Raw genomic sequence first — 26515 nt, 5'->3', positions numbered from 1 at the left:
GCATTATTAAAAGCAGGTTATGTAAAAGATAATTTCTTAGAACATGTTTTAGATCGTGAAAAAAATTACCCAACAGCCTTAAGCTTATCAAATATCAGTGAAACATACCCTAATGTAGCAGTACCACATACTGAACCTGAATTTGTAAATACGACTAAAATTGTACCTGTTAAATTAACTAACCCTATCGTATTCCAAAACATGAGTTCACCTCATAAAGATTTACCTGTAGAATTCTTATTTGTGATTTTAAACGGTACAAAAGCAAATCAAGTTCATTTATTATCAGACCTTATCGTGTTCTTTGAAAAACAAGATAAAGCTGAATTAGAAAAATTCTTTAAATTGACTGATACAGATGCGATTTATGAGTATCTTCAAGCAAACTTTAAATAATAATTTTTTCTACTACAGACATTCGTATAATTCTTTAATCCTCAAATCTTGTTGGTTTGAGGATTTTTTACGTTTAAAGGACCAAAATTAAATAAAATTGGGTATTATTATTTAAATGCTTTTACAAATTAATACTAAGGAGAACGCCATGAAGAAAAACATGCTACGATTGTTGATCCCTATTCTTACTTTTTTATTAGTTTTAATTTCAGCTTTATATGTACAAGTCACACAACAAGGATTGATTCAAACCAGTGCTGACACCCAAGATAAAACGCATTTTATAAATATTTGGTTAATCTATCTCATTCCACTTGTTGTGCTATTTGTTTTACCTTTGCATCATAAATTTCAACCGCTTATTCAAAAGCCTTTAAAATCTGAACGTATTTTACTTATATTAGGAGTTTTATATATCGTGTGTGTTTTTCTTACACCTAAACCTTACTTTGAACTCTTTTACATTTATAAATTTGTGTTATTACTGTTGATTCCTTTATGGGTTATTAAGCGCGAAAAACTATCCGTACTTTCAAAAGCTAATCGAGCTATTGAATGGTCTCTTTCACCTATCGTCTATGTGATTTGGTTAGTGCTCTATTTTAGTCCTTTAAACAACATTGCACATATCTCTTATGATGAGCCTTATCTTTTCGTCCTTATATTTGCGGGCATTTCAATATTAATGAATGCAGTATTAGAAGAAGTATTTTACCGCGTATGGCTACAAACACGTTTAGAACATTTAGGTATAGTTACTTCTATATGTATCAGCACATTACTGTGGTCTTTATGGCATGCGGGCATACAGGGACAAGGTAATCTTTTAGAATTGTCAGCACAAGCGTTGGTTACACATGCGCTTGCTGGGATATTTCTCGGCTTTTTCTGGGCAAAATATCGCAACATCTACTTACTGATATTAATTCATGTCTGTATGAACTTTCCGTTATACCTGATTACTTATTGGTCAAAATTCTTACCATTTCTTTAAAAAAGAATACGACAAATAAACAACCCACGAATCAATACTGGACTCGTGGGTTGTTCATTTTATAATTAATTAACGTTTATTGTTTAGTCGCATCTCGTTTGAACTTTTGTGGTAAATCAAAGAATGGTTGAATATCTTGTACATATTCTAAAATACCAATGTATTCACCGCTTTCATCAAACAAAGCTTTGTATGTGACATAAATGAATTGGTTGCCTTTTTTAAACCACATAGATTCAGAATCTTTTTGTTTCGTTTTCAAATCACGAATAATCTGCATGACTTTGCTTAAACTTTTCGGTGGATGACAATTGGCCACATTTCTTCCGATAGAGATAGGTGTACGGATAAACATCATGTCAGACGCTTCAACTAAATCATTAAAATACTTAAACGTGCCATTTTTATCAACAAAGGTAATCTCGACTGGCAAGTTATTTAAAATAAGATCCGCTTCTTTTGTCGTTAAGAAACCTCCACCAAAGCGTAGATTCTGTTGTCCTTGTTTTGCATCATATTGTACATCAATAGACGTTGACTCTATTTCAGAATCTTGCCATGTCTCATTAATCTCTATCGCATAGCCAAAAGCACTGCTTTCTTGCGCAATTTGTTGCCACTCAACTGCACTGATGTCTTCCTGCATTAGTGGAATGAATAGTATCTCTTCTTGACGTAACATGTCCGTTAAACTGCTTTCTAATTCAGTATAAGCATTTTGAATATGTCGCCATTCTACTTCTTCAAGTTTAGCTACACGTTTTTGTAGTTTATTCAACGCAAAACGAATTACATCATCATCCGCCCACATTTTTCTAGGTAAAATATACTCGCCTCTGCGTTCAATAACAGGAAAGATAATCTTTTCTTTACGGTTAAAATGCGGAATCAAACCTGAAATTGCTTGTACCTTCTCCTTAAATAATTCAACCGCTTCTATTTCACTCTCTTCTACTTTACCTAACAAAGCAGCCGTTTCTTGAAGCAATGACTTAAACACACTGATTTCTTGTTGGAAGATATTCAATGGGTGCGTTTTATCATTTGAAAGTGTGATTTCTGTCAGTGATTGTTTTGTCACCTTTTCATACGTTGAGACAAATCGTTCTATTTCTAACATAGAAGTAAATTTTTCTATAAAGTAAAGCTGTCTAAGTGCTTCTGTTATTTTACTGCTTGATACGTTTTGAGAGAATTCTATTAACATGTCAGTAATATCTTCTTGATGTATATGTTGATCAATGAGTCCCTTAACTTCTTCTTTAACTTCATTTGAAACTGAACTAATATTAAACATCACAAACACCTGCAATTCTTATATTTCATCTCTTCTAGTATAACTGCTTTATATTAGTGTAGATATTAGCATATTCACTGAATTTTTTGTTTTAAATCACTGAATGTGTGTTAACACTTGCGATTTCGTCTCAAACAAGTAGATAGAAGGCATTTTCATTTGTAGAAAGTCTTCATAATCAAATTCTCCATTTGTTACGTGATTAAATAATAGTGACATTGCGGTACCGTGGCCACATATTAATAACGTTTGTGCCTCATTATTTTCTATAATGCGGTGATATGTTTGAACGATACGATCTTGAACTTCATTTAATGACTCACCATTCTCTAGCTTATAGTCAAAATCTTGCCACTGCTTTTCCGCAAATTCATAAAAGTCTTCTACCCAACGCCCTATTTTTCTTTCTCGCAAACCCTCATCTTTATTAATTAGCAACTTCAATCTTTGTGCTGTAGGTAATACAGTTTCCATCACACGACGATAAGGACTGGCATATATCTGTTCAATATTTTTATCTTCAAAAAAAGACGCCAATGTTTCTGCCTTCTTCAATCCTTCTGCAGTTAAAGGCGCAATGACATCTTCTTTCACACTATTATCTCTTAATGAATGTCTGACAAAGTATATTCTCATTCTTTTTTATTTTCGTCCTCCTCATCATCTTCTTCATATATTGTTAAACTCAAATCAATGTAATCTTCCATTTTACTTCCTTTACTTTCTTGAGGGTTCCACAATACTCTTTGGTAATCTGTTCCGCCATCCAAAAAGATACAACCACATTTACAATTGACCATTTCATGCCTATGTGTAGATTCAATAATATCTCCACACATTTTACATTTCGCAATACTTCTGATGATTTTTTTCATGATGTCCCCTTCTTTCAAGTATTGATTTCTAATTAATTATTTGGATTTTCAAGCAGTTCTAATCTTTTTTGATATTGAAGGTATAACATTGTAAATCTACTGTTGCTTTTGATATCCCATGGTTTTGGACGACCGCAAAAATGTAAGAACACAGTATGATAAGCAACCCAATGTGTATCATACTCACCTACACTTTTTGTATAATACATATTTGCTTGTCTGGTGTCATAATTCCAAATTTCTTCTGGTATTTCTTTAATCTTATCACCATACAAACTATTCATAACATCTTGATCAGGTAATAATAAGTATTGGTTATTTTTCTCTATAAAATTAAATATGTCATCCATGCTTATTTCTTGTCTTGCTTTTTCTACATCAATCAACATGACCCCTGAATTGAAATATACTTGGCCCTGTTTTGTACCTAAGCGCAAATTATTCATGCCTTGTGAAAACTTAGTAAATCCTTCATGTGTCGCTGCCGCAAAAATATTCCCTTCTAAATCCAAGTGCCATAAATCATCTATTTTATTAATCACTAAAATATCCGGATCTAAATAAAGTACTTTTGTCACTGTTTCAGGCAGTAACTCACCACATGCTAATCTAAAGTACATTTCTTGGGGATAACGTTCCACTGTTTTCGCATTTCCAAAATAATTGGGTGGTACTTTAACTTCTTCTAATTCCATATTAAATGATGACAATAATTCTTCTAACTGTATTAGTTTATTTTGTGGTATTTTCTCATGAACCAACCAAACTTTAAATGATAAATGCGGGTTCGTATCATGTAATGATAACAACATAACTTTTAATGGCTTTAAATAGTTTTCATTCAATGTGACCAAAATATCTACTTTTTCGTGCAATGTTTCCGCCTCCTTCTATTTAAATTAATCATATCACACACAACTTATTGTATAGAATTGAAAGCCTGTATGAATTAATGATATGAAAAGTTACGGGCAATGAAAAGTCTTCAAAAAGATTCTATGTAAATAAGTTTTAAGACATAAAAAAACACTCCCCAAACTTGGGAAGTGTTTGTATAATAGTAATCGTTTGTCCAACAATTAACGTTTTGAGAATTGTGGTGAACGACGTGCTTTTTTAAGACCTGGTTTTTTACGTTCTTTCATACGTGGGTCACGAGTAAGTAATCCAGCGCGTTTTAAAGAACTTCTGTATTCAGGATCTGCTTCTAATAATGCACGAGCGATACCGTGACGGATAGCTTGTGCTTGACCAGTGAAACCGCCACCGTTAACGTTAACTAAAACGTCGTAGTTACCTTGAGTTTCTGTAACTTCGAATGGTTGGTTTAAGTCTAAGATTAATGATTCGAATGGTAAATATTCACGTACGTCAACACCGTTTACAGTGATGTTACCTTCGCCTGGTACTAAACGTACACGTGCTACTGAGTGTTTACGACGGCCTGTGCCTCTATATTCAACTTGTGCCAATGTAATTTCCTCCTTCTAATTAACCACGTAACTCGTAGTTTTCTGGTTGTTGTGCAGCGTGTGGATGTTCAGCGCCACCATATACAAATAATTTTTTACCTTGTTTTTCGCCTAAACGGTTGCTTGGTAACATACCTTTAATTGAAATTTCAAGTAAACGTGCTGGGTTTTTCTCTTTTAATTCACCAGCTGTGATTGATTTAATACCACCTGGGTAGTTTGAGTGACGGTAGTAAACTTTGTCAGATTCTTTTTTACCAGTCATTTCGATTTGTCCAGCGTTGATGATGATTACATAGTCACCGTTATCAACGTGTGGTGTGTAAGTTACTTTATGTTTTCCGCGTAAAATAGTTGCTACTTCTGATGATAAACGACCTAGTGTTTGGCCAGCCGCATCAATAACATACCATTTGCGCTCAATGTTTGATTCATTAGCCATAAATGTTTGACGCATAATAATTGTCCTCCTAATAATAACTGCGTGTTGAGTTGCTTTTTAAAAAATCAATGTTACGATTCAAAGCTCAGATAATTTCAGATTGTTGATTTCGTTTCGACTTTGCTTCTATATCTAGTAACACAATAAGTTTCCGGGGCTTATCGTGGGGTGATATAAAACAATACCGCATATAATCGTATAATTTATTAGTAAATTTGTCAATACGAATCAGTCATTTTGCAATGATTTTTTGCGATGAATTTTTATATCTGAACCAAAGTCTTGTATCAATGATTCTGGTGATAAATATATCTTCTCTAGATATAAACCTTCTGCGGGTGCAGTGAACGGTACTTGATTGCGATCTTTCGCTTCTAATAAGCTTGGAACTTCGTCTGATGATCGCTTACCTTTGCCGACTTCGATTAAAAACGCGACTAACACACGTACCATATTATATAGAAAACCAGAGCCAGTCACAACATAGTCAAAGCCATTTTTTGTTTTAATAATTTCACTTTGATACAGTGTACGTTCTTTGCTTTCTACTTCGGTTTTTTGTGAACAAAAACCAGTAAAATCATGCGTACCGATAAATTGTTGTGCCGCTTGATTCATTTTATCTAAATCTAAGTCATAATTATTATAAGTTTTTAAACCGCTCATAAAGACATCACGATGTGCACTTTGATACACCATATAGCGATATCGCTTTCCTACGCAGTCATAGCGGCAATGAAAGTCGTCATCGACAATAGATACCTCTTTGACATAAATGTCGTCAGGAAGCGCGCTATTCATCGCATATTGCCATTGCTCAGGTGCGATATCCAGTTCTGTATCAAAATGAAAATATTGTTCTATCGCATGCACCCCTCTATCTGTTCTGCTTGAAGGATGAATACGTACATGACGCTTATGCATACGTTTTAAAATCTTTTCAAATTGTTGTTGCACGGTTCTCCCGTGCTGCTGTATCTGAAAGCCTAAGAAGTTACTGCCTTGATAAGCTATATTAACTAAAATACGCACACGTCTACACTCCTAAATATTTTAATACAAATAATATAATCGCAATTGGAATTAATGAACTGATCAGCAAAGTATCTTTCCAATGCCATTCTAGTTTACGAAAGCTTGTACGCTTTGATTTTACATCATATCCACGTACTTCCATCGCAATTGCTAAATCTTCTGCACGTTGGAAAGCAGAAATAAATAATGGAATCAATAATGGAATAAATGCTTTGATTCTTTGTCCCATTGAACCTGAACTGATTTCAGATCCACGTGATTTTTGTGCCAAAATAATTTTATCCAACTCTTCCATTAATGTTGGGATAAAACGTAACGCGATGGACATCATCATGCTTAATTGTTGTACAGGCACTTTTACGACTTTAAGCGGCGATAAAATTTTATCAAAGGCGTCTGTTAATGCGATTGGATTTGTTGTTAAAGTCATGATAGTTGAAGCCATCATAATAAACATTAATCGCATTGAGATAAAAATACCTTCTTTAATACCACCTGAGTCAATCGAAATAAATTTCCAACTGAACAACGTAGTTCCGCCTTTAGTTAAAAACAAGTGCATTAAAAACGTAAAAATTAGAAAGAACAGTATCGGGGTTAATCCTTTTAATAAATAAAACAGTTTGATTTTACCGCAATACATAAATATTAATAACACTAACAACATCCAACCATACATCGGGAAGCTATGACAGAAAAAGACTAAAACAATATAGAAAAAGACAAAAGCTAATTTAGCTCTAGGATCCATACGATGTACAATTGAATCCAGAGGTAAATAGCGACCAATGATAAACTTATTTTTCATTTCGCTGCCACTCCCTATAGAGTTCAATAAACTCTTCATCAGTTAATGCTGTGTCAGATAGTTTGGTTTGATGTTTGTGTTCAAAATCTCTTTGAAGCTGCACAATGTCAGGTAAATCTAATGAATAATCATTAATACGCTGAAGATTGCTGAACAATTCTCTTGGTGTTCCCTCATAAACAAGTGTGCCTTGTTGCAAGACTTTAATACGGTCTGCATATTGTGCAACATCGTTCATGTCATGAGTTACCAGTACGATAGTCTTCCCTTCTTGCTGCAACTGTTTTAATAAATCCATCACTTGTTTTCGGCTATGTGGATCTAAACCTGCTGTCGGTTCATCTAAAACGATGATGTCAGGATCCATCGCAAGAATAGAAACAATCGCAATCTTGCGCATTTGACCCCCAGACATTTGAAATGGTGATTTACTCATCACATCACGATCAAACCCTAATTTCATCAGTAAACGATACGCATAGTCTTTTACTTTCTCTAAATTCATATTGAAGTTCTTAGGACCAAAGAGAATTTCACGTTCTACACTGTCTTCAAAGAGTTGAGATTCTGGAAATTGAAAGACAAGCCCTACACGCTGTCTCATAGGACGAATCGCTTTATCCTTAGTCTTTGCCTTCAGAACTAAATCATCAAGCGCTACGGCGCCGTAAGAAGGCTTTAACAAGCCATTAAAATGTTGAATCAATGTAGACTTTCCTGAACCCGTCTGACCAATAACCGCATAATAATGTCCAGGTTCAAACTCAGTATTGATTTGATGTAAAGCTTCGTATTCAAAAGGTGTCCCTTTTTGGTACACATATGTGACGTCGTTAAACTTTATACTCATAAACGTGCCACCAGTGCATCATATGTCAGAAACTCAGATGGGTTGCCAAGCAATGTATTAATACGCATTGGGAATGGTAAATCCAAACCAATTTCTGTTAATGATGCTCCTTTCTCAAAAATTGCTTCTGGTGTTCCTTTTTCATACACCTCTCCACGGTTCATCACAATCATATAATCAGAATCTAATGTTTCTGTTAAATCATGAGTAATTGAAATAATTGTCACATTTTTTTCAGTGTTCAAATGTCTGACTAGTTGCATAAGAGATTGTTTACCCTCAGGATCTAACATAGATGTAGCTTCATCTAAGATTATTACATCCGGGCTCAACACTAATACACCAGCAATCGCAACACGTTGTTTTTGCCCACCTGATAAAGCCTGTGGTTCATGGTTGCGTTGCGCATACATTTCAACTTCTTTTAATACTTGCGGGACAGCTTGATGCATTTCTTCGTAAGGGACTTCGAAGTTTTCTAAACCGAATGCAACATCATATTGAACTGTAGAACCTACGAATTGGTTCTCTGGATTTTGAAAGACGATTCCTAAGTGTTGACGAATATCTGATAAATTATCAGGTGTCATCGCTCGACCGTTTACACGAATCTCGCCTTTTTGAAACGGCATCATGCCCATCATCAGTTTCGCAATGGTTGATTTTCCTGAACCGTTATGGCCGACAATAGAAGTCCATTTACCTTTGGGTATGTCAAAAGAAAGATTTTTTAGTGTAAACCATTCGTCTCCTTGATATTGAAATGACACGTCATCAAATTCAATAATATTCTCTATATTCAATATGACCCTGTCCCTTCTGTTTATTTTCACTCTACTTATTGTACATGAATATACGATATGTGTATATCCAAGACTATGTATCAAAAGCCCCTGTACCAATATAGAGTAAAGGGGCTTCGAAATAAAAAAGCGCGCACCCCATTCAATAATTGAGTTCACGCTTTAAAAAATATTAAGTTCTGTGAATGGGGTACTCTGAGCTAGACAATATTTGTATGTGGCAAACATTATCGTTGCACTCATTTGCTTTATATATTCATAAGTTCAGTGTGTTTACTTGTACAATGATAAGCGCACAATGTCATCACCATCGTGTGCTTCTACTTATCATCGTTGCTTTGTTACAAGTTAAAGTTGGAATTAAACGAATTCGATAATTGCTGCTTCAGCACCGTCTCCACGACGAGGACCTACTTTAAGTACACGAGTGTATCCGCCTTGGCGTTCTGTGTAACGAGGTGCAATTTCACCGAATAATTTTTGTAAAGCTGTTTGTGTAGTTTCATCTTCGTTTAAGATTTCAACATCACGAACGATTCTAGCTGCTTGACGACGTGAAGCTAAATCTCCTTTTTTACCTAAAGTGATTAATTTATCAACCACACCGCGTAATTCTTTAGCGCGAGCTTCAGTTGTTTCAATACGCTCATTAACGATTAATGAAGTAGCTAAGTCACGTAACATTGCTTTACGTTGATCAGATGTACGACCTAATTTTCTGTAACCCATGAGTTAACCTCCTTTACCTTTATCAATCTTCTTTTCTTAGACCTAAACCTAAGTCTTCAAGTTTGTATTTTACTTCTTCTAAAGATTTACGACCTAAATTACGTACTTTCATCATATCTGCTTCAGATTTGTCAGCCAATTCTTGAACGCTGTTGATGCCTGCACGTTTTAGACAGTTATAAGAACGTACTGATAAGTCTAATTCTTCGATAGACATTTCAAGTACTTTTTCTTTTTGATCTTCTTCTTTCTCAATCATGATTTCAGCGTTTTTCGCTTCATCAGTGAGTCCAACAAAGATGTTCAAGTGTTCAGTCATAATTTTTGCTGCTAATGAAACTGATTCTTGTGGAGTGATTGATCCATCAGTCCATACATCTAATGTTAATTTATCAAAGTCACTGCTTTGACCTACACGAGTATTTTCTACTGTATAGTTAACTCTTTCCACTGGTGAGTATAAAGAGTCTACTGGTATAACACCAATTGGTAAATCACTAGTATTATTTTGTTCAGCTAATGCGTAACCTCTACCCTTATTCGCAACAAGACGGATTTTTAAATGTCCACCTTTAGCAACTGTAGCAATTTTAAGCTCTGGGTTTAAAATTTCAACATCACTATCATGAGTAATGTCAGCTGCAGTTACTTCGCCTTCATCTTTAACATCGATTTCTAATGTTTTATCTTCTTCAGAATAAATTTTAAGAGCTAGTTTCTTAATATTCATAATGATTGTAGATACGTCTTCAACCACATTTTCAATTGCTGAGAATTCGTGTAGAACTCCCTCAATCTCGATGTACTTAACGGCTGCACCTGGTAATGAAGATAGTAGGATACGACGTAAGGAGTTTCCTAGCGTAGTGCCATAGCCACGTTCTAGTGGTTCAACAACAAACTTACCGAATTTAGCATCTTCACTAATTTCAATTGTCTCAATTCTAGGTTTTTCAATTTCTATCATTATTTACATATCCTCCTTGGTTACGTCGACTTATAAGATACAGTTTATCTTAGTGATCTGCGGAAAATAACTATTTCTTGACAATAATATTATACGCGACGACATTTTGGCGGACGGCAACCGTTATGAGGTACTGGAGTAACGTCTCTAATAGCTGTTACTTCTAAACCTGCTGATTGCAATGCACGGATAGCTGATTCACGGCCTGGACCAGGTCCTTTTACTGTTACTTCTACAGATTTTAAGCCATGTTCCATAGCTGCTTTTGAAGCAGTTTCTGAAGCCATTTGTGCTGCGAATGGTGTAGATTTTTTAGAACCTTTGAAACCAAGCGCACCTGCTGATGACCATGATAATGCATTACCAAATTCATCAGTGATTGTTACGATTGTATTGTTGAAAGTTGAACGAATGTGAGCCACACCGTTTTCAACATTCTTTTTCACTCTGCGTTTACGAGATACTTGTTTACGTGCCATTAATATTTTCCTCCTTTACCTATTATTTTTTCTTGTTAGCTACAGTTTTAACTGGGCCTTTACGTGTACGAGCATTGTTTTTAGTTTTTTGACCGCGAACTGGTAAGCCACGACGGTGACGGATACCACGGTAAGATGAGATTTCCATTAAACGTTTAATGTTTAAGTTTTGCTCACGACGTAAGTCACCTTCTACTTTGTAGCTGTCTACAACTTCACGAAGACGACCTAATTCATCGTCAGTTAATTCGTTAGTACGAGTTTGTGGAGAAACTCCAGCTTCTGCTACGATTTTTTCAGCAGTTGATTTACCAATACCGTAAATATAAGTTAATGAAATTACAACGCGTTTTTCGCGTGGAATATCGACTCCTGCAATACGTGCCATATTTTTTACACCTCTCTTTTATTAACCTTGTCTTTGTTTGTGTTTCGGATTTTCACAAATGATCATTACTTTACCTTTACGTTTAATGACTTTACATTTTTCGCAAATAGGTTTTACTGATGGTCTTACTTTCATTTTAATACCTCCCTGTAATAATGGAGTGACGAATTATTTATAACGATAAGTGATTCTTCCGCGAGTTAAATCATACGGAGACATTTCTACTGTTACTTTGTCGCCAGGTAGAATACGAATATAATTCATTCTAATTTTACCACTCACGTGTGCTAAAATTTCATGACCATTTTCTAATTCTACTTTAAACATTGCATTTGGTAAAGTATCTGTTACTGTACCTTCTAATTCAATTACATCTTGTTTTGCCATTAGAACAATTCCCCCTTTTGCATTATTAGTTAATGTCTATTGGAAAATGTTAGACATACTGCCCTTGTATCATTACGTTGAACAAAAATTTGGGAATCATTATCGTTATGCTGTCACTCATAATTCGTTAGGCTGAGAGACAAACAATATCAGACTGCCTTCATTCAACATACAAGCAGCAATGTTGAATTACTTAAGATCTTCCAAGATATCGATAACTGAACCAGTTACTTCTTGGATATCTTTAGAACCGTCAACGTTTTTCAAAACGCCTTCTTTATCATAGTATTCTAGGATAGGTTTAGACTGTTTTACGTTAACTTCTAAACGTTTTGCAACTGTTTCTGGATTGTCATCTTCACGTTGGTATAATTTACCGCCATCAAGATCACAAACACCATCCACTTTTGGAGGATTGAACACAAGATGATAAGTTGTTCCGCAAACTTCACAAACGCGACGTCCAGTCAAACGATTCATGAGTTCTTCTTCCGGAACTTCAATATTAATAACTGCATCAATCTTTCTGCCAAGTTCTGTCATGATTTTACTTAATGCTTCTGCTTGTTCAAGTGTACGTGGGAAACCATCTAATAAAAATCCTTTTTTCGCATCGTCTTCAGAAAGTCTTTCTTTGACGATACCCACAGTTACTTCATCAGGTACAAGCTCGCCACGGTCCATATAAGACTTAGCTTCTTTACCTAATTCAGTTTCATCTTTGATAGCTTTTCTAAACATATCACCTGTAGATATATGCGGAATAGGGAATTTCTTAACAATTTCACTCGCTTGAGTTCCTTTACCTGCGCCAGGTAAACCCATTAAGATGATATTCATATTGCCCTCCTACAAATTATCTACCACCAAAGCCTTTATATTCTTTTTGGTTAACTTGTGCTTCCAAGCTCTTCATAGTTTCGATAGCAACACCGATAACGATCAATAAGCTTGTACCGCCGACTTGAATCGATTGCGGTAAGTTCATAAATTTAGTAGCAAGAATCGGCAAAATAGCGATAACTGCTAAGAAAATAGAACCAACAAAAGTTAAACGATATAGTACTTTGGTAATATACTTTTTAGTTTGTTCGCCAGGTCTGATACCTGGTACGTAACTGCCTTGTTTCTTAAGGTTGTCAGCCATTTTTTCTGGATTAACTTGAACAAATGCATAGAAATAAGTGAATGCAATGATCAAGATAATATAAATTACCATTCCGATGTTACTTGATGGATTGGCTGTATTGGCAATTTGCTGCGCCCAGTCTGCTTTAGGGAAGAACATTGTTAATGTTCTCGGTAACAAGAAGAATGCCATAGCAAAGATAACCGGGATAACCCCTGCTGAGTTAACTTTCAACGGCAAATACGTTGCATTACGTCCTAAACGCTGAGCGGATTGTTTTTTCGCATATTGAATAGGTATCTTACGAACAGCTTGTAATACGTACACAGCACCCATTGTTAGTAAAATCAAACCAATAACTAATGCTGCTACTTGCAACCATGCGATTGTTGTATCACTTTGCCCTACAAAGGCTTGTTGATAGAACTGAATCAGTGATGATGGCAAAGTAGACAAGATACCGGCGAAGATAATAATGGAAATACCATTACCTACACCATATTGTGTAATCTGTTCACCTAACCATAATAAGAAAGCTGTTCCTGCTGTTAATACAATTGCAATCAACAAATAACTCATAGGTGAAGGATCCACAATCAATGCACCTTTAAGATAGTTATTGAATTGGAATGCCATCCCTATTGATTGGATGAATGCCAAAAGTATCGCAAAGTAGCGAGTAACGTTGTTTAATTTCTTACGACCAACGTCACCTTGTTTGGCCCATTCTGTAAACTTAGGAACTATATCCATCTGCAATAACTGCATTACGATTGAAGCAGTGATGTAGGGCATAATACCCATTGCAAAAATGGAAAAGTTCTTCAAGGCTCCCCCACCGAATGTATTCAATAGATCAGTGACACCTTGAGAACCTTGTTGACTTTCAAACGCTGCTGGATTGACTCCAGGCGCTGGTATATAAGTACCTATTTTAAAAATAACTAGCATTGCGAGCGTAAAAAAGATCTTGTTTCGCACTTCTTTAGTTTTAAAGAAGTTTACGAATGTGTCAAACATTAGATCACCTCGTGTGCTCCACCTTTAGCATCAATTGCTTCAGCTGCAGATGCAGAGAATTTATGTGCTTTTACTGTTAATTTTTTCTCTAGAGAACCATTACCTAATACTTTGATACCCGCTTTTGCGTTTTTAACTACGCCAGTTTCAATTAAAAGTTCTGGAGTAACTTCTGTACCTTCTTCAAAACGGTTTAATTGGTCTAAATTCACAACTGCGTATTCTTTGCGGTTGATGTTTGTGAAACCGCGTTTAGGGATACGACGGAATAATGGTAATTGACCACCTTCGAAACCTGGTCTTACTTTACCACCTGAACGTGCTTTTTGACCTTTTTGACCACGTCCACTTGTTTTACCATTACCTGTAGCAGCACCACGACCTACGCGGTTGCGTTCTTTACGTGATCCTTCTGCTGGATGTAAATCATGTAATTTCATTACGGCACCTCCTTATATATTATCTAATTATGCGTCTAATTCTTCAACTTTTAGCAAGTGACTTACTTTGTTCACTTGTCCACGGATAGCTGGGTTGTCTTCTACAACTACTGTAGAGTTAGTTTTTTTCAAACCTAATGCTTCAACAGTTTTACGTTGTGTTTCTGGACGACCAATAACACTACGTGTGAGGGTAATTTGTAATTTAGCCATTATTCATTTTCCCTCCTTAATTGTATAATTCTTCTACTGATTTGCCGCGTAACTTCGCAACTTCTTCAGCACTTTTTAGATTTTCTAAACCATTGATTGTAGCACGAACCATGTTAATTGGTGTGTTAGAACCTAATGACTTACTTAAGATATCAGTGATACCTGCTAATTCTAATACGGCACGAACTGGTCCACCGGCGATAACCCCAGTACCAGGTGCTGCTGGTTTCAATAATACACTTCCTGAACCGAAACGGCCAGTGATTGTGTGTGGTGTTGTACCTTCAACACGGTTTACAGATACTAATTCTTTTTTAGCAGCTTCTACCGCTTTTTTGATCGCTTCTGGTACCTCTTGTGCTTTACCTGTACCGAATCCAACACGACCATTTTTGTCTCCAACTACTACTAATGCAGTGAAACGGAAACGACGTCCACCTTTTACAACTTTCGCAACACGGTTAATCGTAACAACGCGTTCTTCAAATTCTTTGTTTTCTTCATCTCTGCGAGCCATTATTTGTCCCTCCTTTTATGATTAAAATTCTAAGCCATTTTCACGTGCTGCATCTGCTAATGCTTTAACACGTCCATGGTATAAGTAACCTCCACGGTCGAAGACGATTGCAGTGATACCTTTATCAACTGCTTTCTTAGCGATTACTTCGCCCACTTTGGCTGATAATTCAACTTTTGAACCAGTTTCATTTTCGAAATCTTTATCTTGAGTTGATGCTTGAGCTAAAGTTACGCCTTTAGTATCATCAATGATTTGTGCATAGATGTGTTTGTTAGAACGATATACGTTTAAACGTGGTTTTTCAGAAGTACCAGTTAAGTTTGTACGTACACGTGCATGTCTTTTTAAGCGTACTTTATTTTTATCAATTTTGCTGATCATGCTTTATTCTCCTTTCTTTAGAGAGTTATTTATTATTTACCAGTTTTACCTTCTTTACGACGAACATATTCGCCTTGGTAACGGATACCTTTACCTTTGTAAGGTTCTGGTGGTCTTACGGCACGGATTTTAGATGCTGTAGCACCAACTAATTCTTTAGAAATACCTTCAACTTTAACTGTTGTGTTTTTCTCAACTGTGAATGTGATACCATCTTCTGGTTTGAATTCAACTGGGTGAGAATAACCAACGTTAAGTACTAAGTTGCTACCTTGCAATTGTGCACGGTAACCAACACCGATAAGTTCTAAAGTTTTTTCGAAACCTTTAGCTACACCTTGTACCATATTGTTAATTAACGCACGAGTTGTTCCATGAACTGTTCTGTCTTTTTGAGAATCAGATGGACGTACAACTTCTAATGTGTTGTCTTCTAATTTGTAAGTCATGCTAGGATCCATAGTACGTGATAATTCACCTTTAGGACCTTTTACTGTAACTGTATTACCTTTGATGTCTACTGTAACATCGCTAGGAATTTCAATAATTTTCTTACCTACACGGCTCATTTACGGGCACCTCCTTAATTATTTATTACCAAACGTATGCTAATACTTCTCCGCCAACGTTACGTTTTCTTGCTTCTCTGTCAGTTACGATACCTTCAGAAGTTGAAACTAATGCGATACCTAAACCGTTTAATACTTTAGGTACTTCGTCAGCTTTAGCATAGACACGTAAACCTGGTTTAGAAATACGTTTTAAGCCTGTGATAACGCGTTCGTTGTTTTGACCATATTTAAGGAATAAACGTAAAACACCTTGTTTATCATCTTCTACGAACTCAACGTTTTTAATGAAACCTTCGTTTTTAAGGATTTCAGCGATTTGTTTTTTAATATTTGACGCAGGCAACTCGATTTTTTCATGACGCACCATGTTTGCGTTTCTTACACGAGTTAGCATATCTGCGATTGGATCTGACATTGTCATAGATTGTTGCCTCCTTTCAAGACTCTCTTTAATTACCAGCTAGCTTTACGAACGCCAGGGATTTGGCCTTTATAAGCTAATTCACGGAAACAGATACGGCATAATTTAAATTTGCGGTATACAGAATGTGGGCGTCCACAGCGTTCACAACGAGTGTATTCGCGCACTGGGAATTTTTGCTTTTTAGCTTGTTTTACAACCATTGATTTTTTAGCCACTTAATTAGCCTCCTTTATATTAGAGCTTACTTTTGAAATGGCATACCGAATTGAGTTAACAATGCACGGGCTTCTTCGTCAGTGTTAGCAGTTGTAACAATAACGATATCCATTCCTCTTACTTTACTTACTTTATCATAATCGATTTCTGGGAAAATTAATTGTTCTTTGATACCTAATGTGTAGTTACCGCGACCGTCGAATGCTTTCTTAGAAACACCGTGGAAGTCACGTACACGTGGTAATGATACTGAGATTAATTTATCAAGGAACTCATACATTCTTTCTCCGCGAAGTGTAACTTTTGCTCCGATTGGCATACCTTCACGTAAACGGAATGTTGCTACTGATTTTTTAGCTTTTGTGATTAATGGTTTTTGACCTGTAATTAATGTTAACTCTTCAACAGCATTATCTAATACTTTAGAGTTTTGAACAGCGTCACCTACACCCATGTTCACAACGATTTTATCGATTTTAGGTACTTGCATTACTGAACTATAATTGAATTCTTTCATTAAGTTCTCAGTAACTTCTGTATTGAATTTTTCTTTTAAACGGCTCAAAGTGGATCCTCCTTTCAACTAGTTATTAATTATTAGATTTGATTTCTTCGCCTGATTTTTTAGCGATACGAACTTTTTTACCATCAACAAATTTGTAACCTACACGAGTTGGTTCATTTGTTTTCGGGTCCAATAATTGTACGTTAGAAACATGAATTGCTGCTTCAGTTTCTAAGATTCCACCTTCTGGATTAAATTGAGTCGGTTTTTGGTGCTTTTTAATGATGTTCACACCTTCCACAACGACACGGTCTTTTTTAGGTTCTGTTGCTTGTACAACACCTGTTTTACCTTTATCTTTACCTGAGATAACGATTACGTTGTCACCTTTTTTGATATGCATGTGGGCACCTCCTTAGATTTTATTTATTAAAATTATAGTACTTCTGGTGCTAATGAAATAATTTTCATGTAGTTGCTATCACGTAATTCACGAGCTACTGGTCCGAAGATACGAGTACCACGTGGACTCTTGTCGTCACGAATAACTACACATGCATTTTCATCAAATTTGATGTAAGAACCGTCTTTACGACGTACTCCTGATTTAGTACGTACTACAACAGCTTTAACAACTTCACCTTTTTTAACAACGCCTCCTGGTGTGGCATTTTTAACAGTACACACAATTACGTCGCCGATGTTCGCTGTTTTACGACCAGATCCGCCTAATACTTTGATTGTTAGCACTTCACGAGCACCTGAGTTGTCAGCTACTTTCAAGCGTGTTTCTTGTTGGATCATGAATTAAACCTCCCTTATCTTTAAATGATTAAATAATAACTGATTCTTCAACAATTTCTACTAAACGAAAACGTTTTGTTGCTGATAAAGGACGAGTTTCTTGAATCTTAACGATGTCTCCTAATTTAGCTGAATTGTTTTCATCATGAGTTTTATATTTTTTAGAATATTTTACTCGTTTACCATATAATTTATGAGTTTTGTAAGTCTCTACAAGTACAGTTACAGTTTTATCCATTTTGTCTGATACGACTCTACCTACATAAACTTTACGATCATTTCTTTCGCTCACTTTTGTAACCTCCTCTTTCAATTATTATTGATTAGCCTTACTTTGTTCAATTTCTCTTTCACGAGCAACAGTTTTTAGACGTGCAATCGTTTTTCTTACTGTACGAATACGTGCAGTTTCCTCTAATTGTCCTGTAGCTAACTGAAAGCGTAGGTTAAAAAGTTCTTCTTTTGAAGATTTGATTTGTTCTTCGATTTCTGAAGTGGTTAAGTCTCTAATTTCCTTAGCTTTCATTTGATTCACCACCCAATTCTTCACGTTTTACAAACTTAGATTTAACTGGAAGTTTGTGACTTGCTAAACGTAATGCTTCGCGTGCAACTTCTTCTGACACGCCTGCAACTTCAAATAAGATTCTACCTGGTTTAACTACTGCGATCCAGCCTTCTACTGCACCTTTACCAGCACCCATACGTACTTCTAAAGGTTTTTTAGTATATGGTGTATGAGGGAAGATTTTAATCCAAACTTTCCCGCCACGTTTCATATAACGAGTCATCGCAATACGAGCAGATTCGATTTGACGAGATGTGATCCAAGAAGTTGTTGTAGCTTGTAATCCATACTCACCAAATGTTACAAAATTACCGCCTTTTGAACGTCCTTTAGTGTTTGGACGATGTTGACGACGATATTTAACGCGTTTTGGTAGCAACATTATTATTTTCCTCCTTTACTATTGTTCTTAGTAGGAAGAACTTCTCCACGATAAATCCATACTTTAACTCCAAGTTTACCGTATGTTGTATCAGCTTCAGCATGTGCATAGTCAATGTCAGCACGTAATGTGTGAAGTGGAACAGTTCCTTCTGAATATTGTTCAGCACGAGCGATGTCAGCTCCGCCTAAACGACCTGAAACTTGAGTTTTAACACCTAAAGCTCCTAGTTTCATAGCTCTTTGAATAGCTTGTTTTTGTACACGACGGAATGATGCACGGTTTTCTAATTGACGAGCGATGTTCTCAGCAACTAAACGAGCATCTAAATCAACTTTTTTGATTTCGATCACGTTAATGTGTACACGTTTATTAGTTAAGTTGTTTAATTTGTTACGAAGTTTTTCAATTTCTGAACCGCCTTTACCAATTACCATACCTGGTTTACCAGTGTGGATTGCAATATTGATACGGTTAGCAGCACGTTCGATTTCTACGTGAGAAACTGATGCTTCTTTTAATTCGTTATCGATGAACTTACGGATTTTTAAATCTTCATGTAATAAAGTAGCGAAATCTTTTTCAGCATACCATTTAGCGTCCCAATCACGGATAACACCAACACGAAGTCCGATTGGATTAATTTTTTGACCCACAGTATTCCCTCCTTAGATAGTTTATTAAGCTTCTTTAGCTTCTTCTTTGCCGTCACTTACGACAATTGTAATGTGGCTTGTACGTTTGTTAATTGCACTTGCGCGTCCTTGAGCACGTGGACGGAAACGTTTTAAAGTTGGTCCTTCGTTAGCATATGCTTCTTTAACAACTAATTCATCTGTATTCATGTCATAGTTGTGCTCTGCATTAGCTAAAGCGGACATTAATAATTTTTCAACAACTGGTGATGATGCTTTGTTAGTTAATTTTAAAATAGCAATAGCTTCACCAACGTTTTTGCCTCTGATTAAGTCTAAAACTAATCTGACTTTACGAGGTGCGATTCTGATAGTTCTAGCAACCGCTTTTGCTTCCATTTGGTCTTCCTCCTCTACTTAATAGAAAGTATTTATCTTCTTGTTTTTTTGTCGTCTGCAGCATGTCCTCTGAATGTACGAGTTGGAGCAAATTCACCTAATTTGTGACCAACCATATCTTCAGTTACATAAACAGGTACATGTTTACGTCCATCGTATACTGCAAAAGTAATACCGATGAAGTTAGGGAAAATAGTTGAACGACGTGACCAAGTTTTAATCACAGTTTTTTTCTGATTACCTTCTTGCGCTTCCACTTTTTTCATCAAGTGGTCATCGACGAAAGGTCCTTTTTTAATACTACGAGCCATTATGGCGCCTCCCTTCTTATTATGTGCGTGCAGCGATTACGCCGCACACCCAAATAAGTTGTTATTATTTTCTTTTACGTCTACGTACGATAAGTTTATCTGATGATTTTTTACCGCGACGAGTTTTCTTACCAAGCGTAGGTTTACCCCATGGTGACATTGGTGATGGCATACCGATTGGAGCACGACCTTCACCACCACCGTGTGGGTGATCGTTAGGGTTCATTACAGAACCACGAACTGTTGGACGGATACCTTTCCAACGAGAACGTCCGGCTTTACCAACGTTAACAAGTTCATGTTGTAAGTTACCAACTTGACCTACAGTTGCACGACAAGTTGAAAGAATCATACGAACTTCACCTGAACGAAGTCTTACTAATACGTATTTACCTTCTTTACCAAGTACTTGAGCACTTGCACCTGCTGAACGAGCGATTTGTCCGCCACGGCCAGGTTTTAATTCGATATTGTGAACTACAGTACCAACTGGAATGTTAGCTAATGGTAAAGCGTTACCTACTTTAATGTCAGCTTCTTCACCATTTTCTACTGTTTGTCCTACAACCAAACCTTTTGGAGCGATGATGTAACGTTTTTCACCATCTGCATATACTAACAATGCAATGTTAGCTGAACGGTTTGGATCATATTGGATAGAATCAACTTTTGCTGGGATTCCATCTTTGTTACGTTTGAAATCAATAACACGGTATTGACGTTTGTGTCCGCCACCATGATGGCGTACAGTCATTTTACCTTGGTTGTTGCGTCCCGCTTTTTTCGGTAGCGGTTGTAATAATGACTTTTCTGGAGTCGTTTTTGTGATTTCAGCGAAATCCAATGAAGTCATATTACGACGACCATTTGTAATCGGCTTATAATGTTTAAGAGCCATTGTCGCTTACCTCCTTATTGGTAATTTTATTTTTTAGTTGAATAGATCGATTGATCCTTCTTTAAGTGTAACGATCGCTTTGCGTCTTTTGTTTGTATAGCCTTGGTAACGGCCCATACGTTTTTTCTTAGCTTTGTAGTTGACGATATTTACTTTGTCTACTTTAACATTGAAAATTTCTTCAACTGCAATTTTAACTTGTGTTTTATTCGCACGTGTATCTACATCAAAAGTGTATTTGTCTTCAGCCATAGCTTCTGAAGATTTTTCTGTGATTACGGGGCGCTTAAGAACGTCTCTTGCTTCCATTATCCGAGCACCTCCTCAACTTTTTTAGCAGCTGCTTCTGTAATTAATACACTGTCAGCGCTAGTGATGTCTAATACGTTTAATCCAGTTACAGTAGTGATTTGAACACCAGGAATGTTACGTGCTGATAATTCAACATTTACATCTTCTGATTCTGTTACTACTAAAACTTTTTTAGGTAATTCTAAGTTTGATAATACTTTAGTGAATTCTTTTGTTTTTGGTGCTTCTAAACCGAAAGCATCAACAATTTTGAATTCATTTTCTTGTACTTTGAAAGATAATGCAGAGCGTAATGCTAAACGACGCATTTTCTTAGGCATTTTGTATGCATAGCTTCTTGGAGTCGGTCCGAATACGATACCGCCACCACGCCATTGTGGAGCACGGATAGTACCTTGACGCGCACGTCCTGTACCTTTTTGTCTCCATGGTTTACGTCCACCACCACGTACTGCTGAACGGTTTTTAACCGAATGCGTACCTTGGCGTAATGAAGCACGTTGTAAGTTAATTGCTTCGAAAAGAACATCTTTGTTTGGTTCAATTGCGAATACAGCATCGCTTAATTCAACTGAACCTGCTTTTGATCCGTCTACTTTTAATACATCATAATTTGCCATTATGCATTTTCCTCCTTTCGTTAATTAATTATTTGTTACCTTTTTTAATTGAAGTTTTGATTTCTACTAATCCTTTTTTAGGACCAGGAACATTACCTTTAACTAAGATAACGTTGTTTTCAGTATCGATTTGTACAACTTCTAAGTTTTGTACTGTCACTGTGTTGCCACCCATACGACCTGGCATTTTGTGACCTTTAAATACTTTAGATGCGTCAGATGCCATACCTACAGAACCTGGCGCTCTGTGGAAATGAGAACCGTGAGACATTGGTCCACGACCGTGGCCATGACGTTTGATATTACCTTGGAAACCTTTACCTTTAGATACTCCAGTTACGTCAATAATGTCCCCAGCTTCAAATGTATCAACTGAGACTTCTTGACCTACTTCGTATTCATCAACATTGATGTTTCTGAATTCACGAATGAAGCGCTTAGGAGCTGTGTCAGCTTTTTTAGCGTGACCTTCAGCTGGTTTGTTAGCATATTTATTTGACTTGCTGTCTTTTTTGTATGCTTGTTTGTCTTCAAAACCTACTTGGATAGCGTTGTAACCGTCTACCTCTTCAGTTTTCTTTTGTAATACTACGTTTTGTCCTGCTTCTACTACAGTTACTGGGATTAAGTCTCCGTTTTCACCGAATACTTGTGTCATCCCGATTTTTCTTCCTAAGATTCCTTTGGTCATCGAAAGTCCACCTCCTATGATTTTCTATTATAATTTAATTTCGATGTCTACACCTGATGGTAAGTTTAAGACCATAAGAGCATCAACAGTTTTTGGTGTAGGGTTAACAATGTCGATTAAACGTTTATGAGTACGTTGTTCGAATTGCTCACGAGAATCTTTGTACTTATGCACCGCACGGATGATAGTGTAAATTGATTTTTCAGTTGGTAATGGAATTGGTCCAGAAACTTCTGCACCAGAACGTTTTGCTGTTTCAACAATTTTCTCAGCTGATTGATCAATTACTCTGTGATCATAAGCTTTTAATCTGATTCTGATTTTTTGTTTTGCCATAATTTTCCCTCCTTATATCGTCTACATTTAGTGATAGACTTCTCCACGAAAACTATCTCACACAACGCCATGGCAAAGCGGCCGGGTGTGTCAGTAACCTTTCGCTTCATCGCGTATTCAAAGTCCAACATTAGATATGTTACACGAATCAGCGCTTAGTTGCAACCATTTCATGTAACTTTTTTTTATGTTAGACTTTTTCTCTAACACATACCAGTATATTTTACTGCAAATAAATGCACACTTCAACCCGTATAAAGATTTTTTTCTCTAAGTCTTCATATTTTTTCAATCGACTCACATCCTATATAATAGTAAATGAATGGTGGTGATTAAAAGTGAAACATAGTACAAGACTTGCATTAATCATTCTAAGCATTATCTTGCTGCTTTCTGAACTTTTATATGGTATTCCTTTCTTAGGAGGTTCTATCATCGTTTCATTTGGTTGGCAGCCATTAATCATTAATGCTTTCTTTTATTTATTACTCGTTATCGCATTATTAGCCGACAGCCAAAGTACAATCCGTCCAATGGTCATTATTCCTTTATTAGGTATCGCTGGATCGTTTATCGCAATAGTTCCATTTGTAGGAATGATTGTACATTGGGTTTTATTCTTCTTAATGCTGTTCTTCCTATTTATTGTCATGAGTACTCCGATTTATATGCCAAATCGAAATGCAAGAGCAGTATATGATGAACATGGACGTAGAATTAAATAAACGCAAAATACATGCCGGCAGCTTTGCCGGTATTTTTTATAGCTTTCATAAAGTTTTTGAGTTTCTTCCTATAGTAATGTAAACGCTTCTACACATTAATTGATTTTGTTCAGTGAACACGTTTGGTTATTAATTTTTACAGGCGGGTATACTGATAGAGTTCATAATAACGATGAAATATACTGCTTTTTAACTATATTAAATAGAAATAAAGCATGATATAGAGAAAAAGGAGATAGAGAAATGTATCAAGATTTAGAAAATAAAGTAGTAGTTGTCACAGGCAGTGGTAGCGGAATCGGTAAAGCTTACGCTGAAGCATTTGGTAAAGCAAAAGCGAAAGTCATTTTAAATTACCGTTCTTCTAAACACGAACCTGAGTTAGAGAAACTCAAAAAAGAAATTGAAAATTACGGCGGCCAAGCTTTACCTGTTCAAGGTGATGTAACAAATGAAGAAGATGTCATCAACCTTGTAGAACAAGCAATCAAACATTTCGGCACATTAGATATCATGATTAACAATGCTGGGTTCGAAAACCCTGTCCCTTCTCACGAAATGTCTGTAGAAGAATTTCAAAAAGCACTCGATGTTAACTTGACTGGTGCATTCATCGGTTCAAGAGAAGCTGTTAAATACTTCCTTAAAGAAGATAAAAAAGGCGTCATCATTAATACCGCAAGTGTTCATGATATTATTCCTTGGCCTTATTACGTTAACTACTCAGCAAGTAAAGCCGGTCTCAAAAGTATGATGGAAACAATGTCTATGGAATATGCACAATACGGCATCCGTATTAATAACATTTCACCAGGTGCAATCGTTACAGAGCATACTAAAGAAAAGTTCTCAGATCCTGAAACGCGTGAAGAAACACTTAAAATGATTCCTGCTAAAGAAATTGGTAACACAGAACAAGTTGCTAATGTTGCATTATTCTTAGCTTCTGAGGCAGCAAGCTATATTCACGGTACAACAATTTATGTTGATGGCGGTATGACAAACTATCCTGCATTTATGGGTGGTAAAGGTTAATAGAAATACTATATGTGAGACACTTGCGAATCATGCAAGTGTCTTTTTTGATATAAAAAAACAAGCCCTATTAATTGAGCTTGTTTCAAAGGTTAGTTTAACCATGTACAAATACAAAGTATAAAATGAATAATACCATTAATACATACATGATTGGATGTACTTCTTTATGACGTTTTGTTACTAACATTGTAATCGGATAGAAAATAAATCCACATGCAATACCTGTCGCAATTGAATATGATAAAGGCATCATAATGATTGTAATAAATGCTGGTACAGCTAACTCAAATTTCTTCCAATCAATTTGTGACAAGTTTCCTGCCATTAACACCCCTACTACAATTAATGCTGGAGCTGTGACTGCACTTGTAACAACAGCCATTAATGGACTGAAGAATAATGCTAATAAGAAACACACACCTGTTACGATGCTCGCAAATCCAGTTCTCGCACCTACAGCAACACCTGAAGTCGATTCAATATATGAAGTTGTTGTAGTTGTACCGAATATAGAACCAACAATTGTTGCGATTGAATCTGAGAATAAAGCACGGCCTGCACGAGGTAATTTATTATCTTTCATCATACCTGCTTGTGAAGCCACTGCCACTAATGTTCCTGCCGTATCAAAGAAATCGATGAACAAGAACGTTAAAATAACAATTAAAAATTGTACTGTAAATAATTGACCTGGATCTTTAAATGCTTCAAATGCTGCACCGAATGTTGGTGCAATACTTGGGATTTTTCCTACTACTGCGTGTGGCATTTGAATTAAACCAGTCAATAATCCGCCGGCAGATGTTAAAATCATACCGATAAAGATAGCACCCGGTATTTTTTTAGCATAGAGTACAACTGTTACGATAATACCGAATACTGCTAATAATACTTTACCATCTGTAATATGTCCTAAAGTTACAAGTGTTGAATCATTATTCACAATAATGCCTGCGCCTTGTAAACCTACGAAGGTAATAAATAAACCGATACCTGCTGTTACAGCCATCTTCATTTCATATGGTATGGCATTAATTATGGTCTCCCGAAGTCCTGTTACGGTTAATATCGCAAAGAAGATACCAGAACATAGCACGCCTGTTAAACCGATTTGCCATGGAATACCCATTGTTAACACAACAGTAAACGCGAAGAATGCATTCAGCCCCATACCTGGTGCTAATGCAATCGGATATCTTGCAATGAGTCCCATAAATAAAGAACCCACAAAGGCAGCCAAGGCTGTCGCAACAAATACTGCGCCCTGATCCATCTTCATATCATCAGGGATACCTTTTACACCTGCTAAACTTAAAATCTGCGGGTTAACAGCTAGTATGTAAGCCATAGATAAGAAAGTTGTTAAACCGCCTAAAATCTCACGACGATAATTCGTTTGATACTTATCAAATTGGAAATATTTTTTCACTTTAAAGTCTCCTTAAATGAAATAC

The 26515-nt window shown here is 36.2% G+C and carries 44 protein-coding genes; 4 read left to right on the top strand and 40 right to left on the bottom strand.

Going from position 1 to position 26515, the window contains the following annotated elements; translation table 11 throughout:
- Together BU038_RS07530 and BU038_RS07525 are read left to right on the top strand one after the other, a co-directional pair.
- Positions 1-396: PTS sugar transporter subunit IIA (locus tag BU038_RS07530; protein ID WP_107605498.1), on the top strand; the 396-nt coding region annotated here is incomplete at its 5' end.
- Positions 397-544: 148 nt separating this feature from the next.
- Positions 545-1390, top strand: a complete 846-nt coding sequence (locus tag BU038_RS07525; RefSeq protein ID WP_158262793.1) for a CPBP family intramembrane glutamic endopeptidase — start codon at positions 545-547, stop codon at positions 1388-1390.
- A 76-nt stretch (positions 1391-1466) separates the two neighbouring features.
- Here the strand turns inward: BU038_RS07525 and BU038_RS07520 are convergent, their stop codons facing one another.
- The 39 genes from BU038_RS07520 to rpsJ form a co-directional block, all read right to left on the bottom strand.
- Positions 1467-2687: a PAS domain-containing protein gene (locus BU038_RS07520; protein WP_107605496.1), complete on the bottom strand. Its 1221-nt coding sequence runs from the start codon at positions 2685-2687 to the stop codon at positions 1467-1469.
- A gap of 96 nt (positions 2688-2783) precedes the next feature.
- Complete coding sequence (locus tag BU038_RS07515) at positions 2784-3323, bottom strand: histidine phosphatase family protein (protein ID WP_107605495.1); 540 nt, start codon at positions 3321-3323, stop codon at positions 2784-2786.
- Positions 3320-3562, bottom strand: a complete 243-nt coding sequence (locus BU038_RS07510; protein ID WP_107605494.1) for a DUF7695 domain-containing protein — start codon at positions 3560-3562, stop codon at positions 3320-3322. Before BU038_RS07510 ends, BU038_RS07515 begins: the two co-directional genes overlap by 4 nt.
- 32 nt (positions 3563-3594) lie before the next feature.
- Complete coding sequence (locus BU038_RS07505; protein ID WP_107605493.1) at positions 3595-4437, bottom strand: glycosyltransferase family 8 protein; 843 nt, start codon at positions 4435-4437, stop codon at positions 3595-3597.
- A 204-nt stretch (positions 4438-4641) separates the two neighbouring features.
- On the bottom strand, positions 4642-5034 hold the full coding sequence (gene rpsI, locus BU038_RS07500) for a 30S ribosomal protein S9 (protein ID WP_002479540.1): 393 nt from the start codon (positions 5032-5034) through the stop codon (positions 4642-4644).
- Between the two features lie 19 nt (positions 5035-5053).
- Complete coding sequence (gene rplM, locus BU038_RS07495; RefSeq protein WP_002479541.1) at positions 5054-5491, bottom strand: 50S ribosomal protein L13; 438 nt, start codon at positions 5489-5491, stop codon at positions 5054-5056.
- A 213-nt stretch (positions 5492-5704) separates the two neighbouring features.
- Entirely contained in the window at positions 5705-6508 is an 804-nt protein-coding gene (gene truA / locus BU038_RS07490) for a tRNA pseudouridine(38-40) synthase TruA (protein ID WP_107605492.1), read from the bottom strand.
- 4 nt (positions 6509-6512) lie between these two features.
- Positions 6513-7319 (bottom strand): energy-coupling factor transporter transmembrane component T family protein, encoded by an 807-nt coding sequence (locus BU038_RS07485; RefSeq protein ID WP_107605491.1) that lies wholly within the window; start codon positions 7317-7319, stop codon positions 6513-6515.
- Positions 7309-8169 carry an energy-coupling factor transporter ATPase gene (locus BU038_RS07480; protein WP_107605490.1) on the bottom strand — a complete coding sequence of 287 codons (861 nt, stop codon included), beginning with the start codon at positions 8167-8169 and terminating at the stop codon, positions 7309-7311. The genes BU038_RS07485 and BU038_RS07480 overlap by 11 nt, the downstream gene beginning before the upstream one ends.
- Positions 8166-8972: an energy-coupling factor transporter ATPase gene (locus tag BU038_RS07475; protein WP_107605489.1), complete on the bottom strand. Its 807-nt coding sequence runs from the start codon at positions 8970-8972 to the stop codon at positions 8166-8168. Before BU038_RS07475 ends, BU038_RS07480 begins: the two co-directional genes overlap by 4 nt.
- A gap of 360 nt (positions 8973-9332) precedes the next feature.
- The gene (gene rplQ / locus BU038_RS07470) at positions 9333-9701 is read right to left on the bottom strand and encodes a 50S ribosomal protein L17 (protein WP_002479546.1); all 369 of its coding nucleotides are present in this window, start codon (positions 9699-9701) and stop codon (positions 9333-9335) included.
- Positions 9702-9723: 22 nt separating this feature from the next.
- On the bottom strand, positions 9724-10668 hold the full coding sequence (locus BU038_RS07465) for a DNA-directed RNA polymerase subunit alpha (protein ID WP_002479547.1): 945 nt from the start codon (positions 10666-10668) through the stop codon (positions 9724-9726).
- An 89-nt stretch (positions 10669-10757) separates the two neighbouring features.
- On the bottom strand, positions 10758-11147 hold the full coding sequence (gene rpsK, locus BU038_RS07460; RefSeq protein WP_107605488.1) for a 30S ribosomal protein S11: 390 nt from the start codon (positions 11145-11147) through the stop codon (positions 10758-10760).
- Positions 11148-11169: 22 nt separating this feature from the next.
- Positions 11170-11535, bottom strand: coding sequence for a 30S ribosomal protein S13 (gene rpsM / locus BU038_RS07455; RefSeq protein WP_002479549.1), 366 nt, complete (start codon positions 11533-11535; stop codon positions 11170-11172).
- 21 nt (positions 11536-11556) lie between these two features.
- Positions 11557-11670: a 50S ribosomal protein L36 gene (rpmJ, locus tag BU038_RS07450; protein ID WP_002479550.1), complete on the bottom strand. Its 114-nt coding sequence runs from the start codon at positions 11668-11670 to the stop codon at positions 11557-11559.
- Positions 11671-11703: 33 nt separating this feature from the next.
- A complete protein-coding gene (infA, locus tag BU038_RS07445; protein ID WP_002479551.1) occupies positions 11704-11922 on the bottom strand; it encodes a translation initiation factor IF-1 in 219 nt (72 codons plus the stop codon).
- Positions 11923-12111: 189 nt separating this feature from the next.
- Entirely contained in the window at positions 12112-12762 is a 651-nt protein-coding gene (locus BU038_RS07440) for an adenylate kinase (RefSeq protein ID WP_002479552.1), read from the bottom strand.
- 16 nt (positions 12763-12778) lie between these two features.
- On the bottom strand, positions 12779-14071 hold the full coding sequence (gene secY / locus BU038_RS07435) for a preprotein translocase subunit SecY (protein WP_107605487.1): 1293 nt from the start codon (positions 14069-14071) through the stop codon (positions 12779-12781).
- On the bottom strand, positions 14071-14511 hold the full coding sequence (rplO, locus tag BU038_RS07430; RefSeq protein ID WP_002479554.1) for a 50S ribosomal protein L15: 441 nt from the start codon (positions 14509-14511) through the stop codon (positions 14071-14073). Before rplO ends, secY begins: the two co-directional genes overlap by 1 nt.
- Positions 14512-14538: 27 nt before the next feature.
- On the bottom strand, positions 14539-14724 hold the full coding sequence (gene rpmD, locus BU038_RS07425; protein ID WP_002479555.1) for a 50S ribosomal protein L30: 186 nt from the start codon (positions 14722-14724) through the stop codon (positions 14539-14541).
- 16 nt (positions 14725-14740) lie between these two features.
- Complete coding sequence (gene rpsE, locus BU038_RS07420) at positions 14741-15241, bottom strand: 30S ribosomal protein S5 (protein WP_002479556.1); 501 nt, start codon at positions 15239-15241, stop codon at positions 14741-14743.
- A gap of 21 nt (positions 15242-15262) precedes the next feature.
- Positions 15263-15625 carry a 50S ribosomal protein L18 gene (gene rplR / locus BU038_RS07415; RefSeq protein ID WP_002479557.1) on the bottom strand — a complete coding sequence of 121 codons (363 nt, stop codon included), beginning with the start codon at positions 15623-15625 and terminating at the stop codon, positions 15263-15265.
- 32 nt (positions 15626-15657) lie between these two features.
- Positions 15658-16194, bottom strand: coding sequence for a 50S ribosomal protein L6 (gene rplF / locus BU038_RS07410; protein ID WP_002479558.1), 537 nt, complete (start codon positions 16192-16194; stop codon positions 15658-15660).
- A gap of 25 nt (positions 16195-16219) precedes the next feature.
- Positions 16220-16618, bottom strand: coding sequence for a 30S ribosomal protein S8 (gene rpsH, locus BU038_RS07405; protein WP_002479559.1), 399 nt, complete (start codon positions 16616-16618; stop codon positions 16220-16222).
- A gap of 32 nt (positions 16619-16650) precedes the next feature.
- Entirely contained in the window at positions 16651-16836 is a 186-nt protein-coding gene (locus BU038_RS07400; RefSeq protein WP_002479560.1) for a type Z 30S ribosomal protein S14, read from the bottom strand.
- A 26-nt stretch (positions 16837-16862) separates the two neighbouring features.
- Positions 16863-17402: a 50S ribosomal protein L5 gene (gene rplE / locus BU038_RS07395; protein WP_107605486.1), complete on the bottom strand. Its 540-nt coding sequence runs from the start codon at positions 17400-17402 to the stop codon at positions 16863-16865.
- 25 nt (positions 17403-17427) lie between these two features.
- Complete coding sequence (gene rplX / locus BU038_RS07390) at positions 17428-17745, bottom strand: 50S ribosomal protein L24 (RefSeq protein WP_002479562.1); 318 nt, start codon at positions 17743-17745, stop codon at positions 17428-17430.
- Positions 17746-17777: 32 nt separating this feature from the next.
- Positions 17778-18146 (bottom strand): 50S ribosomal protein L14, encoded by a 369-nt coding sequence (gene rplN / locus BU038_RS07385; RefSeq protein ID WP_002479563.1) that lies wholly within the window; start codon positions 18144-18146, stop codon positions 17778-17780.
- Positions 18147-18174: 28 nt separating this feature from the next.
- On the bottom strand, positions 18175-18438 hold the full coding sequence (gene rpsQ / locus BU038_RS07380; RefSeq protein WP_001829723.1) for a 30S ribosomal protein S17: 264 nt from the start codon (positions 18436-18438) through the stop codon (positions 18175-18177).
- Positions 18439-18462: 24 nt separating this feature from the next.
- On the bottom strand, positions 18463-18672 hold the full coding sequence (rpmC, locus tag BU038_RS07375) for a 50S ribosomal protein L29 (RefSeq protein ID WP_000644737.1): 210 nt from the start codon (positions 18670-18672) through the stop codon (positions 18463-18465).
- The gene (gene rplP, locus BU038_RS07370) at positions 18662-19096 is read right to left on the bottom strand and encodes a 50S ribosomal protein L16 (protein ID WP_002479564.1); all 435 of its coding nucleotides are present in this window, start codon (positions 19094-19096) and stop codon (positions 18662-18664) included. The genes rpmC and rplP overlap by 11 nt, the downstream gene beginning before the upstream one ends.
- 2 nt (positions 19097-19098) lie before the next feature.
- Positions 19099-19752, bottom strand: a complete 654-nt coding sequence (rpsC, locus tag BU038_RS07365; protein ID WP_107605485.1) for a 30S ribosomal protein S3 — start codon at positions 19750-19752, stop codon at positions 19099-19101.
- A gap of 24 nt (positions 19753-19776) precedes the next feature.
- Complete coding sequence (rplV, locus tag BU038_RS07360; RefSeq protein WP_015900972.1) at positions 19777-20130, bottom strand: 50S ribosomal protein L22; 354 nt, start codon at positions 20128-20130, stop codon at positions 19777-19779.
- Between the two features lie 32 nt (positions 20131-20162).
- Positions 20163-20441 carry a 30S ribosomal protein S19 gene (gene rpsS / locus BU038_RS07355; RefSeq protein WP_107605484.1) on the bottom strand — a complete coding sequence of 93 codons (279 nt, stop codon included), beginning with the start codon at positions 20439-20441 and terminating at the stop codon, positions 20163-20165.
- 64 nt (positions 20442-20505) lie between these two features.
- Entirely contained in the window at positions 20506-21339 is an 834-nt protein-coding gene (gene rplB, locus BU038_RS07350; protein WP_002479568.1) for a 50S ribosomal protein L2, read from the bottom strand.
- 33 nt (positions 21340-21372) lie between these two features.
- Positions 21373-21648, bottom strand: coding sequence for a 50S ribosomal protein L23 (gene rplW / locus BU038_RS07345; protein WP_107605483.1), 276 nt, complete (start codon positions 21646-21648; stop codon positions 21373-21375).
- A complete protein-coding gene (rplD, locus tag BU038_RS07340) occupies positions 21648-22271 on the bottom strand; it encodes a 50S ribosomal protein L4 (protein ID WP_105993315.1) in 624 nt (207 codons plus the stop codon). The genes rplW and rplD overlap by 1 nt, the downstream gene beginning before the upstream one ends.
- A gap of 28 nt (positions 22272-22299) precedes the next feature.
- Positions 22300-22962 (bottom strand): 50S ribosomal protein L3, encoded by a 663-nt coding sequence (gene rplC, locus BU038_RS07335; protein WP_023014975.1) that lies wholly within the window; start codon positions 22960-22962, stop codon positions 22300-22302.
- Positions 22963-22989: 27 nt separating this feature from the next.
- On the bottom strand, positions 22990-23298 hold the full coding sequence (gene rpsJ, locus BU038_RS07330; RefSeq protein ID WP_107605482.1) for a 30S ribosomal protein S10: 309 nt from the start codon (positions 23296-23298) through the stop codon (positions 22990-22992).
- Positions 23299-23636: 338 nt separating this feature from the next.
- On the opposite strand from rpsJ, the gene BU038_RS07325 reads away from it, so the two are divergent.
- The gene (locus BU038_RS07325; protein WP_107605481.1) at positions 23637-24023 is read left to right on the top strand and encodes a hypothetical protein; all 387 of its coding nucleotides are present in this window, start codon (positions 23637-23639) and stop codon (positions 24021-24023) included.
- Between the two features lie 243 nt (positions 24024-24266).
- Positions 24267-25058 (top strand): glucose 1-dehydrogenase, encoded by a 792-nt coding sequence (locus BU038_RS07320; RefSeq protein ID WP_107605480.1) that lies wholly within the window; start codon positions 24267-24269, stop codon positions 25056-25058.
- A 97-nt stretch (positions 25059-25155) separates the two neighbouring features.
- Here BU038_RS07320 and BU038_RS07315 read toward each other — a convergent pair whose 3' ends face one another.
- Positions 25156-26490, bottom strand: coding sequence for an NCS2 family permease (locus tag BU038_RS07315; protein WP_107605479.1), 1335 nt, complete (start codon positions 26488-26490; stop codon positions 25156-25158).
- Positions 26491-26515: the final 25 nt, after the last annotated feature.

The sequence above is a fragment of the Staphylococcus simulans genome (assembly GCF_003043455.1).
Lineage (GTDB): Bacteria > Bacillota > Bacilli > Staphylococcales > Staphylococcaceae > Staphylococcus > Staphylococcus simulans_A.
This window is presented reverse-complemented; position numbering and strand designations above follow the sequence as displayed.

Coding starts and splice junctions, on each gene's coding strand:
- BU038_RS07525 (WP_158262793.1), top strand. CDS start 545: ATGAAGAAAAACATGCTACGATTGTTGATCCCTATTCTTACTTTTTTA.
- BU038_RS07520 (WP_107605496.1), bottom strand. CDS start 2,687: ATGTTTAATATTAGTTCAGTTTCAAATGAAGTTAAAGAAGAAGTTAAG.
- BU038_RS07515 (WP_107605495.1), bottom strand. CDS start 3,323: ATGAGAATATACTTTGTCAGACATTCATTAAGAGATAATAGTGTGAAA.
- BU038_RS07510 (WP_107605494.1), bottom strand. CDS start 3,562: ATGAAAAAAATCATCAGAAGTATTGCGAAATGTAAAATGTGTGGAGAT.
- rplM (WP_002479541.1), bottom strand. CDS start 5,491: ATGCGTCAAACATTTATGGCTAATGAATCAAACATTGAGCGCAAATGG.
- BU038_RS07485 (WP_107605491.1), bottom strand. CDS start 7,319: ATGAAAAATAAGTTTATCATTGGTCGCTATTTACCTCTGGATTCAATT.
- BU038_RS07480 (WP_107605490.1), bottom strand. CDS start 8,169: ATGAGTATAAAGTTTAACGACGTCACATATGTGTACCAAAAAGGGACA.
- rplQ (WP_002479546.1), bottom strand. CDS start 9,701: ATGGGTTACAGAAAATTAGGTCGTACATCTGATCAACGTAAAGCAATG.
- BU038_RS07465 (WP_002479547.1), bottom strand. CDS start 10,668: ATGATAGAAATTGAAAAACCTAGAATTGAGACAATTGAAATTAGTGAA.
- rpsK (WP_107605488.1), bottom strand. CDS start 11,147: ATGGCACGTAAACAAGTATCTCGTAAACGCAGAGTGAAAAAGAATGTT.
- rpsM (WP_002479549.1), bottom strand. CDS start 11,535: ATGGCACGTATTGCAGGAGTCGATATTCCACGCGAAAAACGCGTTGTA.
- rpmJ (WP_002479550.1), bottom strand. CDS start 11,670: ATGAAAGTAAGACCATCAGTAAAACCTATTTGCGAAAAATGTAAAGTC.
- infA (WP_002479551.1), bottom strand. CDS start 11,922: ATGGCAAAACAAGATGTAATTGAATTAGAAGGTACAGTAACAGATACT.
- BU038_RS07440 (WP_002479552.1), bottom strand. CDS start 12,762: ATGAATATCATCTTAATGGGTTTACCTGGCGCAGGTAAAGGAACTCAA.
- secY (WP_107605487.1), bottom strand. CDS start 14,071: ATGTTTGACACATTCGTAAACTTCTTTAAAACTAAAGAAGTGCGAAAC.
- rplO (WP_002479554.1), bottom strand. CDS start 14,511: ATGAAATTACATGATTTACATCCAGCAGAAGGATCACGTAAAGAACGC.
- rpmD (WP_002479555.1), bottom strand. CDS start 14,724: ATGGCTAAATTACAAATTACCCTCACACGTAGTGTTATTGGTCGTCCA.
- rpsE (WP_002479556.1), bottom strand. CDS start 15,241: ATGGCTCGCAGAGATGAAGAAAACAAAGAATTTGAAGAACGCGTTGTT.
- rplR (WP_002479557.1), bottom strand. CDS start 15,625: ATGATCAGCAAAATTGATAAAAATAAAGTACGCTTAAAAAGACATGCA.
- rplF (WP_002479558.1), bottom strand. CDS start 16,194: ATGAGCCGTGTAGGTAAGAAAATTATTGAAATTCCTAGCGATGTTACA.
- rpsH (WP_002479559.1), bottom strand. CDS start 16,618: ATGACAATGTCAGATCCAATCGCAGATATGCTAACTCGTGTAAGAAAC.
- rplX (WP_002479562.1), bottom strand. CDS start 17,745: ATGCATATCAAAAAAGGTGACAACGTAATCGTTATCTCAGGTAAAGAT.
- rplN (WP_002479563.1), bottom strand. CDS start 18,146: ATGATCCAACAAGAAACACGCTTGAAAGTAGCTGACAACTCAGGTGCT.
- rpmC (WP_000644737.1), bottom strand. CDS start 18,672: ATGAAAGCTAAGGAAATTAGAGACTTAACCACTTCAGAAATCGAAGAA.
- rplP (WP_002479564.1), bottom strand. CDS start 19,096: ATGTTGCTACCAAAACGCGTTAAATATCGTCGTCAACATCGTCCAAAC.
- rplV (WP_015900972.1), bottom strand. CDS start 20,130: ATGGAAGCAAAAGCGGTTGCTAGAACTATCAGAATCGCACCTCGTAAA.
- rpsS (WP_107605484.1), bottom strand. CDS start 20,441: ATGGCTCGTAGTATTAAAAAAGGACCTTTCGTCGATGACCACTTGATG.
- rplB (WP_002479568.1), bottom strand. CDS start 21,339: ATGGCTCTTAAACATTATAAGCCGATTACAAATGGTCGTCGTAATATG.
- rplW (WP_107605483.1), bottom strand. CDS start 21,648: ATGGAAGCAAGAGACGTTCTTAAGCGCCCCGTAATCACAGAAAAATCT.
- rplD (WP_105993315.1), bottom strand. CDS start 22,271: ATGGCAAATTATGATGTATTAAAAGTAGACGGATCAAAAGCAGGTTCA.
- rplC (WP_023014975.1), bottom strand. CDS start 22,962: ATGACCAAAGGAATCTTAGGAAGAAAAATCGGGATGACACAAGTATTC.
- rpsJ (WP_107605482.1), bottom strand. CDS start 23,298: ATGGCAAAACAAAAAATCAGAATCAGATTAAAAGCTTATGATCACAGA.
- BU038_RS07320 (WP_107605480.1), top strand. CDS start 24,267: ATGTATCAAGATTTAGAAAATAAAGTAGTAGTTGTCACAGGCAGTGGT.